Here is a 13,132-nt window from a genome sequence, read left to right on the forward strand (position 1 = left end):
CCTTTGTAAATTGACCTTATTAGCGAAGAAAGCTAATATCTATAAATAGATTACCATCTGAATATGAAAACCGATATAGTAATAATAGGTGCAGGGCCTATTGGAATATTCACTGCTTTTCAAGCAGGAATGCTTGATATGAGATGTCATATAATAGATGTTTTGGATCAAGCAGGAGGACAATGCACAGCTCTTTACCCAGAAAAGCCAATATATGATATACCTGGTTATCCTGTAATTACTGCCCAAAAATTAATTGAGCAATTAATGGAGCAAGCTTCACCATTTGAGCCTGTTTACCATTTAAGTCAAAAAATGGAAAAGATTTCGAATAACTGTGATCAAAGCTTTACTATCATAACTAACACAGGTACAGAGGTAAAATGTAAGGCTGTTATTGTTGCTGCAGGTAACGGAATGTTTGAACCTAACCGTCCACCCTTAAGTGGTATATTAGAATATGAAAATCAATCTGTATTTTACAGTGTAAATAAAATTTCTGATTTTCAGGACAAAACTATAGTCATTGCAGGGGGGGGTGATTCTGCAGCTGATTGGACTGTAGAACTTTCTAAAGTTGCAAAGAAAATTTATGTGATACATAGAAGAAAGGAATTTCGCTGCACTCCTGAAACTAGAAATAAATTAGAATCACTTGAAAATGATGGAAAGATAGAACTGGTAGTGCCATATCAATTACACGAACTAGCAGGAGGTAATGGGCAGTTGAGCGCAGTGATAGTAAAAAACATTGCCTCTAAGGAAGAAAAAGAAATATCCGCTGATTCTTTGCTGCCATTTTTTGGATTGTCAATGAATCTTGGTCCAATAAACAGTTGGGGTATAGAGTTAGAACATGGCCGCATAATTGTCGACCCAGCTACACTTAGAACCAGTAGAGATAGAATATATGCAATCGGAGATATAGCTACTTATCCAGGCAAACTCAAGTTGATACTAAGTGGTTTTGCCGAGAGTGCCATGGCTTGTTATGACATATACAAAGTAATCCACAACTCTCCAGTCAATTTTCAATACTCGACTTCAAAGGGAATTCACGGAAAAGAAAAACTTACTTGACACCCTTCGCCAGCCCCCTTATCATGAAACTGAAGGTATTCAGTTATCTTCATCTGTGCAGATTAAACAGCAAGAAAACAACGTAGTTGGCGTCTTATTTTTAATTTTTTGCACTATGTGCACCTTATGTCTTCACAATATTTCTAGGTTTTTACCTATATAAGCTGAAACGCGCTTATAAGTCGTTTAAGACAGTATAGTACGCCAATTTGCAGGATTAGGGAGTGAACACTAATTACCACGGGGTTTCTTTTGCCTTTTTTTCTGCTTAGTAAATTTCTTAAACATTTAAACTAAGGTTAGTTGCATTTAAAAGCAGCTAAATTGCAGTGTTTAAGGCTTAAAAAACGCCAATACTGAAAATAGACAATGACTAGGGCTTCTTTTGCCTTTTTTTTCGTTTAGTAAATTTCTTAACATTTGTAGCTAAACGACAACCGTCATCCCGCTGCTTGTTAGCGGCCAAGAGATACCGTGACGATATGATGTAGGACTGCTGTCATCCCGCTACGTGTTAGCGAGATACCGCGAATGAATCGCGGTATGACGGTGTAGATGATGGTTAAGTATCCCGCTACTTGTTAGCGGCTAAGAGATACCGCGACGGTATATTCGTCATCCCGCTACGTGTTAGCGGGATCTCTTGTTAGCGGCTGAGATACCGCGGCGGTATGACGGTGTAGACGATGGTTAAGTATCCCGCTACGTGTTAGCGGCTAAGAGATACCGCGGCGGTATATTCGTCATCCCGCTACGTGTTAGCGGGATCTCTTGTTAGCGGCTGAGATACCGCGGCGGTATGACGGTTAATTATTCTGCGGCGGTATGACGTAGGGTTGCACTAGCTATATCATGCATTTTATTAACCGACACTATAAACAACATCCTTACAATTATGAGATTGGACTACAACTTGCTCAAGCGTTAAGCTGCTGCGTTTAGCATCTTTACTGTGGTTTTCTCCAAGAACCTCTGTTCTTTCTTGTTTTATTTCTTCAATGAATTTCTTGTTAACGCTTTCAGTGTTAATCTTTTCCTGAGAATATATAAGGTTAGTGCAATTTGTTTTGTTATAATAATGCACGCCAAAACATACAACTAATAATGCAAGTACACCTGAGCCTATAAGCAATGATAACCCTATGTTATTAGTCAAAGGGTTTTGGTAAAATTTTTGTACGTTATTAACACCGCCTTCCGCGTACAGCAATAAAGGAAGTGCTATATTTGCAGCAACTACACCGGTCAGTAATGCAGTAAATAGTGGCCTATTGTTAATTACTGATTCTATTTTATTAGTTCTACTAATTACTTTTTCATCAATGTTAATGAAGTCGTTTTTAGATTCCCAAGCATTAAATATAAAATTTGAATGAGTGTTGTTGTTATACTCTAATCTTACAGATTTTATAGCTTTATTTTCTGGCTGATGCTTTAACACCTCATCTAAAATTCCATCCGCATTTTTTTCTTGAGTTTTATGCTCTGCAGTATCTCTAAATTGCCTTATTGCAAAAAGTATTGGACTAATTGCAAGCAACGCAGCAAGTGCGATAACTGGTATAGTGATATATTTTGGGCTGTTTGTAAAAAATGCAATAAATTTTGCTTTATCTTGTAAGTATAATAAAGCTGCAGATGTGCCAAGTATAATAGCACTTGCACCAAAAATTATAAAGCCCTTCTGCTGCATGGCATATTTTGCTCTTGGCCAGGATCTGTTTGTTTTTTTATTTGTTGTGCTACCTATATCAGAATTTAGTGACAAAGACTCTTCAGAGTCATCTTTGCTTTTATACGATGGTGGAGGAGTTGGAAACGTACCTGGACTTTTAATATCCTGAGGATTCGGTATAGGTTCTCCAATCCATTTTTCTACTTTGCCTAAATAACCATCATCCGCTGCTCCGTCTGTTCCTGTTGTTGGCTCACTAGATACATTAATCCCTTTAAATGCAATATTGTTTATTTCCTCTTCCCTGACATCAACTTCCGCTATTTCTTGATCTATATTTTCTAAGAGACCCTTCATATCTTTTTCTAATAATCCTTCCTTGATGCTTTTATAAAAGTCATCAGCAGGATTAATGCCCCGCTGATTACCATCAACTAACATGACTTTTTGCGGTAACATACCTTTGTCTTTCTTATATGCTTTTAAAAGAGATAAAACACATAGATGTTTTCCAATTTGTGGATCTTGAGGCTCATTCATTCTTTTAGCTACTTCTGCTGAATTTAGTGGATCTTGACGCTTAGTCGTTCCTCCAACTACTTTAATACCTTGTGCCTGCTCTTCTGTTAAGCCTAAATGATTTTTCACTACATACTCTACTGCTTTTATGTATTTTGCAGACGATACAATAGCAACTTCTACTCCGCTTGAAAGTGCAGAATCTAATACAGACCTTAGCTTTTCTTTATTTTTGATTCCCGAGCCTTCCTTTTGTAAAAATTCTTCTATTTTTTCTTTAATTACTGCTTTTTCTTTGCCAGAATCATAATCATCATATCCCTTGGATGTAAAGAAATTGCGCATAGACTTATTTGTAATTGTTTGATCAAAGTCAAATATTAATAGTGCATTCTCTTCAGACGATGGTAGATTCGTTACTGGTCCCATATTTACTCCAAAATTAATTACTATGTTGTGTTGATTACGCTATAGTTATTAAGATGTAGTAAATACCAGTTTACGGATAATTATGAAAAATTTAGTATAGAAATTGCCTATCAAAGATTCTTTCATTGAGTGAGTCGTCTTTGTCAAAAAGCAGAGTGATTGTGTTCTCATGGTCTTTTTGTATTTTTATCTGTGATATATTATGAAACTCTTTGTAATCTGATACTACAAGCGCTGGACGATTTTTTGTGTCGTTAATGTCAATTTGTACGATCGTATCATTTGAGATTAGTGCTCCATTCCAATGCCTTGGGTAATAGCTATTGATGGAGGTCAGTGCAAGTAAGTTTGAATTTAGTGGCAAGATTGGGCCACCGGCAGAGAAGTTATATGCAGTGCTGCCTGTGGGAGTAGATAATATTACTCCATCCCCTCTAAATTTTTCTACTTTTAGTTTATCATTAATAGTAATATTCATCTCTACTATTTGGTTTGCTTTCCTAAAAACATATACTTCGTTTACCGCTATATAGTGGTATTTCTTGCCACTTGTGTCTGTTGCTTCCATTTTTAGTAAAGTTAACTGAGTTGAAGTTGCGTGCTCTATATGATCAATTAAATCTTCACTGCGGCTAAAGCATTTATTCATCAAAAACCCAACATTGCCAGTGTTTACTCCGTATACGTGTGTGTTTTTGTTTTCTATAACGTAATTATGCAAGGTGCGTAGCATAAAGCCATCACCGCCAACAACTATCAATAGATCGATTTCGGACTTATTTTCTTCTGTTATATTGATAAAATTAAGTTTCTTTAATAGTTTAGATACTTCCTGCGATTTTGGTGACTCAGAAGCGATATAGCCTATATTTTTGTATTTATGCATGCTTCACTCTGAAAAAGAAGCGAAAAACTAGAAAATATCCCCATATTTATCGTTAAACTTAGCTAATTTGCTAGTTTTACTTGCTGACCCGCTTGTCAAACTTCCAGTCCATGCAGGGTGAGTGAGAGGATCCCTATCAAGTTTTATCTTATCACCTTCCTTTCTATAAGTGGAACGAGTTTCAAACTCTTGACCATCTGTCATGACTATAGTAACCTTATGATAATCAATTTCTGCCATTGTTGCTTATAAACTTTTAGTCAGTTAATATTCTAGTGAACTTAATTCACTAAGTCAATCATTATTCTAAAATATTGACAAAAAATAAATAAAATGTTATACTTAATAAGGAATAAATAATAGTTATCATGATTTTTGCTTTCCCTGGTCAGGGCTCTCAGTTTGTAGGAATGGGAAAGAGCTTATATAGTGAGTTTTCCGTTGCAAGACAAGTATTTAATGAAGTGGATAGCATATTGGGTAGAAAGCTGTCTCATTTAATCTTCAACGGTCCTATTGAAGAATTAACCATTACAGAAAACGCTCAGCCAGCTATAATGGCAGTGTCAATTGCGACGCTACGCGTTATCGAGCATGTGTTTGGTGAATCTCTTTTTTCTAATTATGGAATTAAATATGTTTGTGGACATTCAGTCGGTGAATATACAGCGCTATGTGCTGCAGGGGCATTGACTCTTGAGTCTGCAATCAAGCTGCTGAAAGTTCGCAGCGAAGCAATGCATGAAGCTTCTTTGAAATGTGAAGGGGGAATGGTTGCGTTGCTTGGAGCAGAGATAAATGAAGTGGAAGATATATTGAAATCAGTTCAAATTGACGGAATTTGTGAAATTGCAAACGATAACGGTGGCGGACAAGTGGTTATAAGTGGTACTAGAGAGGGTCTTGAAATATTACCCGATTTGCTCAAGAACTTGAACATCAAGAGATTAGTTAAGTTACAGGTTAGTGGACCTTTTCACTCATCTCTTATGAAACCTGCTGATGAAAAAGTTTTGGAATTTTTGGAGGGTATTAAAATAACCCGTCCTATAGTTCCTTTGATATCAAATGTTACAGCTAAAGAGGAGAGTGATCCCAAAGTTATAAAAGCTTTACTTGCTAAACAAGTCATAAGCAGAGTGAAATGGAGAGAAATGGTTTTGTATATGGCAAGCCGTGGCATTAACAAATTTGTTGAAATTGGCCCTAATAAAGTTTTATCTAATTTAGTCAAAAGGATTGACCAATCTATCAGTACAAAAAGTATAGGTAATATTGGTGATATAGACAGCTTCTTTAATGAATCATTAGTACTAACAGCGAAAAATTTAAAAGTTGGGTTAAGTTAAAACACATCTATTTGCCAGCGCATGACGCTGCCTAGCTGGAATGACAGAGGGTAATGCAAGAAATCAACGAACTGCCTGTCATTTCATCCGGTTTCTTAATTCCAAGTAGCTGTAAAATAGTGGGAGCGATATCAGATAATCTTCCGTCTCTTAGTTTTAGATTATCGCAAGACACAATAAATGGCACTTTATTTAGAGTGTGCGCTGTATGAGGTGTATTATTTTCTTCATCGAACATACATTCCACATTACCATGGTCTGCAGTAACAATTAATGCAGTGTTGCTTGACTTTTTAACAGCACTCAGCACTTTCGCAAGACAATCATCTACAGCTAGCACAGCTTTCTCGGCTGCTTTTATATTACCTGTATGCCCTACCATATCAGGATTAGCGTAATTTACAACTATCAGTGCGAATTCTTGGGAGTGAATTTTTTCTACAAGCTTTTCTGTGAGCTCAAAGGCTGACATTTCGGGCTGCAAATCATAAGTTTGAACTTTTGGTGAGGGAATGAGTATTCTTTCTTCACCAGAGAAAGGTTCTTCTTTTCCACAATTGAAAAAGAAAGTCACATGAGCGTATTTTTCGGTTTCGGCGATGCGTAATTGTTGCAATTTATTGTCTTCTATTGTTTGTCCTAAAGTGTTAGCAAAAGATATAGGAGGAAAAATATAAGGAATTTTAAGATCTTCTTTATACTTCATCATACTTAGAATTGAAGAAAATGGTTTTCGTTTACGACCTTCTGTCGTACGAGTAGTTTGACCATAGATTCCAGCGTCACGCGCTGGAATGACACCTGATTGGTTTAGTAAAATACTTGCTAATTGTATCATTCGATCAGCACGAAAGTTAGCCAACAGCACTCCATCTTCTGGTTTTATACCTTGATAGTCACCTATTACTGCGGGCCTGACAAACTCATCAGTTATGTTATTTTGATAATTTTCATCAATCAACGATACTGCATTATCATGACGAGGTGCCTTTGCAAATGCGATAGCCTCATAAGCTTCAATTGTTCTCTCCCACCTGTTATCACGGTCCATAGCATAGTAACGCCCAGAAACAGTAGCAATTCTTATGTCATTTCCCTTTATACTCTTTATAAATTCTTGAATGCATTTTTTTCCTGAATTTGGTAATGTGTCTCTGCCATCTAAAAATGCATGTATCACCACTTTGATTCCATGCTGTGATATTTTATTTGCTAAAGTCGAAATATGCTTTTGATGCGAATGAACACCGCCATCTGACACTAATCCCACCAGATGGCATACTCCGTTCTTACTTTTTAGATTACTAATAAAGCTTTGTAGATTTGCATTGTTTTCTATTGTTCCAATTTCTTGATTAATGCGCTGAAGGCTTTGCATTACTACTCTACCACTGCCAATATTCATATGGCCAACTTCTGAATTACCTATTTGACCACCAGGTAACCCAACATCAGTTCCACAGGCGGACAAACTGCATTTTGGATAATTAGAGCTAATATATTGCCAACAGGGTGGATTTGCGTTGCTAATAGCATTATATTTACTGCTTTCTACTCCATTTCCCCAGCCATCTAGTATACATAAGACAACTGATTTAATGCCCATATAAGATTAACACTAGAATTTCACAGAGAAGAGCTCCCCGGGCCGGATTCGAACCAGCGACCAATTGGTTAACAGCCAACTGCTCTACCACTGAGCTACCGAGGAATAAACCGTCTTTAATTTATCACGTTGAACGTTGATTGTAAACGTTTTTTGTATACTTTGTAAGAGCCTGTTCAAATTCACTTCGCTTTATTACTTCAACAGTTGCACCAATAATATCTTTTATTTGAGTTGCAAAATTCTCTCCTGTATAGCCCGCATCAACCAGTATATTTTTAACTCCAGAAAGGTTTTCTTTTGCATTGTTGACCATTCTCACAGCACTAGTTGTTCCTGCAGTTGCTACATAAATTGCATGTCTTGAGTATCAACTGCGATATGGCCCTGAGATTTTTTTACCAGCGTCATAGCCTTTTTCTTCAGCAGTATCTGCGTTCTTTACACTCTGAGCATCAATTATGTACAGGTTCTTAGCTATATTTCTAGCTGTAACTATAAATGTATGGATTTTTTATCGTGCCATGTTATAATTAACGTCTTGCTAAAAATTAAATATTGATGAATGAACTAAAAAAGTTAAGTATTACACAAATGCATGACGGGCTCAAAAAAAGGAGTTTTTCCGCTGTTGAACTCGTGGAGGCGCACATCAGTGCGGTTGAAAATGAGAAATTAAATGCATTTATAACAAAAACCCCAGAGATAGCAATGAAAGCTGCTAAAGCTGCAGATGAACATTTCTCTAGGCAAAAGGATGATTTAATCTCGCCGCTCATGGGTATACCAGTTGGCATCAAAGATCTATTCTGTACAAAAGGAATAAAAACAACAGCATGCTCAAAAATGCTGGAAAATTTCGTTCCGACTTACGAATCTACGGTGTCTGACTTGCTTTTAAAAAGTGGAGCAGCCATGCTCGGTAAGCTTAATATGGATGAATTTGCTATGGGTTCTGCGAACACAAACAGCTATTTTGGCCCTGTTGAAAATGTGTGGATTAGAAAAAGTGATGGGGAAAAAGTTGTTCCTGGTGGATCATCTGGTGGATCTGCAGCATCGGTTGCTGGATTTTTATGCGCTGGAGCGTTAGGAAGCGACACCGGTGGATCTGTACGCCAACCAGCAGCTTATTGTGGAGTAGTTGGAATAAAGCCAACTTATGGAAGATGCTCGCGTTTTGGTATGATTGCATTTGCGAGTTCTCTGGATCAAGCAGGAGTCATTACTCGTTCTGTCTCTGATTCAGCATTAATGCTGGAAGCAATTTGTGGCTATGATAAAAAAGATTCAATATCGAGCGAAAAGCCAGTGCCTAAATTTTCTAGCTTTATAAATGGTGATGTCAAGGGTAAGTGTATTGGTATACCAAAAGAATATAGGATGGATGGAATTTCAGAGGAAATAGTTCATAATTGGGAAAGAGTTGCTTCCTATTTAAAAGAAAATGGCGCTGAAGTTGTTGACATTACTCTGCCACATACTAAATATGCAATACCGGTCTATTATTTAATCTGTTCTGCTGAAACTTCATCCAATCTTGCTCGTTACGATGGTGTGCGTTATGGATTAAGGGTTGATGCTGATACCCTTGAAGAAATGTATTCACTAACAAGAGCAGAAGGTTTTGGTAAAGAGGTGAAAAGAAGAATTTTAATTGGCGCTTATGCGCTTTCTTCAGGTCATTATAATGAATATTACGAAAAAGCGCAGTGCATTAGAGCATTAATCAGAAATGATTTTATAAAAGCGTTTGAAAAAATAGATTACATACTTGTGCCATCTGCTCCAACAGAAGCTTTTGGCTTAAATGAAAAGCCAGATCCGCTAATTATGTGCATCAATGATGTGTTTACCGTGCCAGCAAGTCTTGCAGGATTGCCTGCTATTTCTGTTCCTGTTGGGCTTTCCAATGAGGGTTTACCACTTGCCTTGCAAGTGATTGGAAATTATTATGACGAAGCTGGAATATTAAATGTGGCAAGTTTGATAGAGCAAAATTGCGGCAGAATAATTAGACCTCTTGCGTAATCTATTTTCTGATAGTAATTTTTGCATTAAAATTTGCTTATGCTCATCAACGTACTCTATGGCTCCATTTTTAGATGAATAGCAAAAACAGGGCATATTAATCTGTTTACAAAATTTTCGTGTAACAGTTCACACTTAATTAAACAGACTAAATTCTGTAATTTTGGGATGTTGAAAAATTCACCTTACGTTGTCATTCCAGCGCATAACGCATAACTGTACGAACATTGTGATTTGGGCCTACCAGAAGGGCAATGCCCCTTATCCAAGTACCCTCTTCTTGTCATTCCAGTGCTTGACACTGGAATCCAGTTTTCCATATAATCTCATCAAAAATGTTTATTTTCTAGCTACTTTTATACTTATCAACTCAGTATGCTTACTTACAATTAAAATTCCTGGATCCCAGTGTCAAGCACTGGGATGACACCCTCCTGATGGGCCAAAATCACAACGCTCGTACAGTTGTGCACGTGACGCTGGAATCTAGTCTTTATTATGCAGCCACTTATTTAAAGTTAAGTTTTCTGGATCCAAGTAGTCAAGCTACTCGGATGACACCCTCTTGGATAGAAACCAGTGTCAGCTACTTTCATGACACCATGACAACCGTCATCCCGCTGCCTGTTAGCGGGATCTATGCTAAGAGATACCGCGAATGAATCGCGGTATGACGGTCTGTGGCGGTATGACGGTTCGCGGCGGCATGACGTAGGACTGCTGTCATCCCACTACGTGTTAGCGGATGAGATACCGCGAATGAATCGCGGTATGACGATCTGCGGCAGTATGACGGTTCGCGGCGGCATGTGACGATAACCTCGTCATCCCGCTGCTTGTTAGCGGGATCTAGAGATACCGTTACGGTATGACGAGGGAGAACAGTTGCTACTTGTTAGCGGCTAAGAGATACCGCGGCGGTATGATGTAGAGTGCTTAGAAGCGGTTATTTTGCTATAAATGGCTGTAATGGCATCATCTATTTTATTGCTATCACAGCCTGTTTGTGCAAGTTCAGCATTCCCACCACAGTTCTTTTCAACTGCTATTGATATTAGTTCTTTTGCGCTAATCTTATTGATTAAGTCTTTACTTACTTTAATAATCAAGACTGTTTTATCTTTTTCTGTTGCCGTGAAAGCTATTACCGTTTTTGGTTTTTGTTGCTGCAAAACAAACTCTCTTATCACATTTGCTGGAATATCAGTGAAAGTGTGGCTTATAAAATTTATTCCATTTATTTCAGTGCTTTTTATATTCTCTTCACTCACAAGCTTTTTATATAGGTTTCTTATTTTGGTTTCGGATTTTTTGTGTTCTTGACTTAAAACACTTAATCTGCTTGTTATTTCACTTACTGGCACTTTTACGAATTCTGCAACTTTTTTTAAGTTAATTTCATTATCACGTACATAATTGATTGCTTCCTGACCAGTTAAAGCTTCAATTCTCCTCACTCCAAAAGCAACAGAACTTTCTGTTACTATCTTAAATAAACCGATTTCTCCAGTATGTTCAACGTGCGTGCCACCACATAGCTCTTTCGAATCTCCAATATTTACAACTCTAACCTGATCACCATATTTTTCACCAAACAACGCCATGGCTCCTTCGTCTATTGCCTGATTCATGCTTTGAATTTTTGTAGATGCAGAAAGATTTTCTCTGATTAGAGAGTTTACCATATCCTCTACCCAGAATAACTGATCTTGAGTCACTTGAGTGTTATGGCTGAAGTCGAATCTCAGTCTATCTGGTGCAACTAGGGAACCTTTTTGAGTGACATGATCACCCAAGATTTTCCTCAATGCAAAGTGCAGAAGATGCGTAGCCGAATGATTTCTTCTTAAGGTTTGCCTTCTTTCCTTGTCGATGCTTGCTGTAACTACATCACCTTTACAAATTGAGCCGAATTTAACTATGCATCTGTGCAAACATAGGTCATTAACCTTATGGGTATTCTCGACTATAATAATACTTCTACCAGGTTTGATCAGACTGCCAGTATCCCCCACCTGTCCACCTGACTCGCCATAAAAAGGTGTTTTATCAAGTATAATGATTATCTTTTCTCCCTCCTTTGCAGAATCAATCACTTCATTTTTAGAGGAAACTATAGCTAGTATTTTCGCATCACTTACTTCATTGAACTCATAACCAACAAATTTTGTTTTGCCAAATTTATTGATCAAATCAAACCATACTTGCTCAACAGATTTTTCACCAGATCCAGCCCATTTAGCACGTGCTCTCTCTTTTTGTTCTCCCATTGCATTATCAAAACCCTTCTGGTCAAAATTTATTTTTTTCTCTTTTAAAACATCAAGTGTAATATCCAAAGGAAACCCATAGGTGTCATATAGCTTAAATGCTGATTCTCCAGGTAAAGTATCGCCCGATTTTAAATCTGTAGTGAATTTCTCCAGAAGATTGATACCTTTCATCAAAGTGTCTTTAAAGTTTTCTTCCTCTGATTTTAACGTCGTTTCTATTAAGCTTTTGGCTCTGACTAATTCAGGATAAACATCTCCCATATAAGCCGAACTCGTGCTATCTATCAGCGCCGGAAAAATGCGATGGAGTAGAGAATCATTATATCCAAGCAGGTGGATATAACGCGCGGCTCTCCTAATTAATCTGCGTAATACGTAATTCCTGCCCTCATTTCCAGGAAGCACTCCTTCTGCGATGAGAAATGCAGCCGCGCGAAGATGATCTGCTACGATCTTATGCGCTATTTTATTTTCCGTTCTTCCACAGTACTCTTGAGATTTATTGATCAGAGCAGAAAATAGATCAATATCATAGTTATCATGGACATTTTGCATTACAGTAGCTATTCTCTCAAGACCCATTCCAGTATCGATGCATTTTTTTGGCAATTTGTGTAAATTACCTTCTTCATCTTTGTTAAACTCCATGAATACCAGATTCCAGATTTCAACAATTCTATCGTCGTCTTGTAAATTAGGACTCCCATGATCATAAAAAATTTCAGAACATGGACCGCATGGACCAGTGCTTCCCATACTCCAAAAGTTATCGTCCGTTGCAATTCTTATGATTTTATCACTTGAAAAGCCACTTATCTTACGCCAAATCTCGTACGCCTCATCATCAGTATGGTAGACGGTTATGGATAGTCTGTTTTTATCAAGAGATAACTCCTTAGTGATAAATTTCCACGCAAATTCTATCGCAGTTTCCTTAAAGTAATCACCAAAGCTAAAATTTCCGAGCATTTCAAAAAATGTGTGATGCCGAGTTGTATAGCCAACATTTTCAAGATCGTTGTGTTTACCGCCTGCTCTTAGGCACTTTTGACTTGAGACAGCACGTTTCATTTCAGTTTTTTGAGCACCAGTAAAAATATTTTTAAACTGCACCATACCAGCATTTGTAAACATGAGTGTTGGGTCATGTTCTGGAATCAAAGGAGAAGAAGAAACCTGTTCGTGGCCATTACTTATAAAAAATTTTATAAATCTTTCTCTGATTTCACTTAACTTCATTATTTTTATTGAGATTATTCATGAATAATAAGCTGCAATGGAAAT

General features: G+C 37.4%; 9 protein-coding genes, 1 tRNA gene and 1 pseudogene. 3 read left to right on the top strand and 8 right to left on the bottom strand.

Annotated features, from left to right (window positions below; all coding sequences use genetic code 11):
- Positions 1 to 63 precede the first annotated feature (63 nt).
- Positions 64 to 1,080 carry an NAD(P)/FAD-dependent oxidoreductase gene (locus ABWU23_RS01475; protein WP_353270680.1) on the top strand — a complete coding sequence of 339 codons (1,017 nt, stop codon included), beginning with the start codon at positions 64 to 66 and terminating at the stop codon, positions 1,078 to 1,080.
- Between the two features lie 862 nt (positions 1,081 to 1,942).
- Here ABWU23_RS01475 and ABWU23_RS01480 read toward each other — a convergent pair.
- The 3 genes from ABWU23_RS01480 to rpmE form a co-directional block, all read right to left on the bottom strand.
- Complete coding sequence (locus tag ABWU23_RS01480; protein ID WP_353270681.1) at positions 1,943 to 3,703, bottom strand: hypothetical protein; 1,761 nt, start codon at positions 3,701 to 3,703, stop codon at positions 1,943 to 1,945.
- Positions 3,704 to 3,794: 91 nt separating this feature from the next.
- A complete protein-coding gene (locus ABWU23_RS01485) occupies positions 3,795 to 4,589 on the bottom strand; it encodes an NAD kinase (protein WP_264688435.1) in 795 nt (264 codons plus the stop codon).
- Between the two features lie 27 nt (positions 4,590 to 4,616).
- Positions 4,617 to 4,829, bottom strand: a complete 213-nt coding sequence (gene rpmE, locus ABWU23_RS01490) for a 50S ribosomal protein L31 (RefSeq protein ID WP_353270682.1) — start codon at positions 4,827 to 4,829, stop codon at positions 4,617 to 4,619.
- A gap of 128 nt (positions 4,830 to 4,957) precedes the next feature.
- On the opposite strand from rpmE, the gene fabD reads away from it, so the two are divergent.
- Entirely contained in the window at positions 4,958 to 5,938 is a 981-nt protein-coding gene (fabD, locus tag ABWU23_RS01495) for an ACP S-malonyltransferase (RefSeq protein WP_253309450.1), read from the top strand.
- Positions 5,939 to 5,969: 31 nt separating this feature from the next.
- On the opposite strand, the gene gpmI is transcribed toward fabD, so the two are convergent.
- The 4 genes and pseudogenes from gpmI to ABWU23_RS01515 all read right to left on the bottom strand — a co-directional run.
- Entirely contained in the window at positions 5,970 to 7,544 is a 1,575-nt protein-coding gene (gpmI, locus tag ABWU23_RS01500; protein ID WP_264688433.1) for a 2,3-bisphosphoglycerate-independent phosphoglycerate mutase, read from the bottom strand.
- A 33-nt stretch (positions 7,545 to 7,577) separates the two neighbouring features.
- Positions 7,578 to 7,649 (bottom strand) — tRNA-Asn (locus ABWU23_RS01505).
- A 19-nt stretch (positions 7,650 to 7,668) separates the two neighbouring features.
- Positions 7,669 to 7,860 (bottom strand): hypothetical protein, encoded by a 192-nt coding sequence (locus tag ABWU23_RS01510; RefSeq protein WP_253309452.1) that lies wholly within the window; start codon positions 7,858 to 7,860, stop codon positions 7,669 to 7,671.
- A gap of 35 nt (positions 7,861 to 7,895) precedes the next feature.
- A pseudogene (locus ABWU23_RS01515) lies at positions 7,896 to 8,007 on the bottom strand (IS5/IS1182 family transposase); the annotation flags it as partial.
- A gap of 98 nt (positions 8,008 to 8,105) precedes the next feature.
- Between ABWU23_RS01515 and gatA the strand changes: the two are divergent.
- Positions 8,106 to 9,575 carry an Asp-tRNA(Asn)/Glu-tRNA(Gln) amidotransferase subunit GatA gene (gene gatA, locus ABWU23_RS01520; RefSeq protein WP_264688431.1) on the top strand — a complete coding sequence of 490 codons (1,470 nt, stop codon included), beginning with the start codon at positions 8,106 to 8,108 and terminating at the stop codon, positions 9,573 to 9,575.
- 902 nt (positions 9,576 to 10,477) lie between these two features.
- Here gatA and alaS read toward each other — a convergent pair.
- A complete protein-coding gene (gene alaS / locus ABWU23_RS01525) occupies positions 10,478 to 13,087 on the bottom strand; it encodes an alanine--tRNA ligase (protein ID WP_353270683.1) in 2,610 nt (869 codons plus the stop codon).
- Positions 13,088 to 13,132 lie beyond the last annotated feature (45 nt).

Source organism: Wolbachia endosymbiont (group A) of Hedychridium roseum (assembly GCF_964028325.1).
GTDB lineage: Bacteria > Pseudomonadota > Alphaproteobacteria > Rickettsiales > Anaplasmataceae > Wolbachia.

Bases quoted from the DNA above. Each gene is read 5' to 3' on its own strand.
- ABWU23_RS01475 (WP_353270680.1), top strand. From the start codon at position 64: ATGAAAACCGATATAGTAATAATAGGTGCAGGGCCTATTGGAATATTC.
- ABWU23_RS01480 (WP_353270681.1), bottom strand. From the start codon at position 3,703: ATGGGACCAGTAACGAATCTACCATCGTCTGAAGAGAATGCACTATTA.
- ABWU23_RS01485 (WP_264688435.1), bottom strand. From the start codon at position 4,589: ATGCATAAATACAAAAATATAGGCTATATCGCTTCTGAGTCACCAAAA.
- rpmE (WP_353270682.1), bottom strand. From the start codon at position 4,829: ATGGCAGAAATTGATTATCATAAGGTTACTATAGTCATGACAGATGGT.
- fabD (WP_253309450.1), top strand. From the start codon at position 4,958: ATGATTTTTGCTTTCCCTGGTCAGGGCTCTCAGTTTGTAGGAATGGGA.
- gpmI (WP_264688433.1), bottom strand. From the start codon at position 7,544: ATGGGCATTAAATCAGTTGTCTTATGTATACTAGATGGCTGGGGAAAT.
- ABWU23_RS01510 (WP_253309452.1), bottom strand. From the start codon at position 7,860: ATGGTCAACAATGCAAAAGAAAACCTTTCTGGAGTTAAAAATATACTG.
- gatA (WP_264688431.1), top strand. From the start codon at position 8,106: ATGAATGAACTAAAAAAGTTAAGTATTACACAAATGCATGACGGGCTC.
- alaS (WP_353270683.1), bottom strand. From the start codon at position 13,087: ATGAAGTTAAGTGAAATCAGAGAAAGATTTATAAAATTTTTTATAAGT.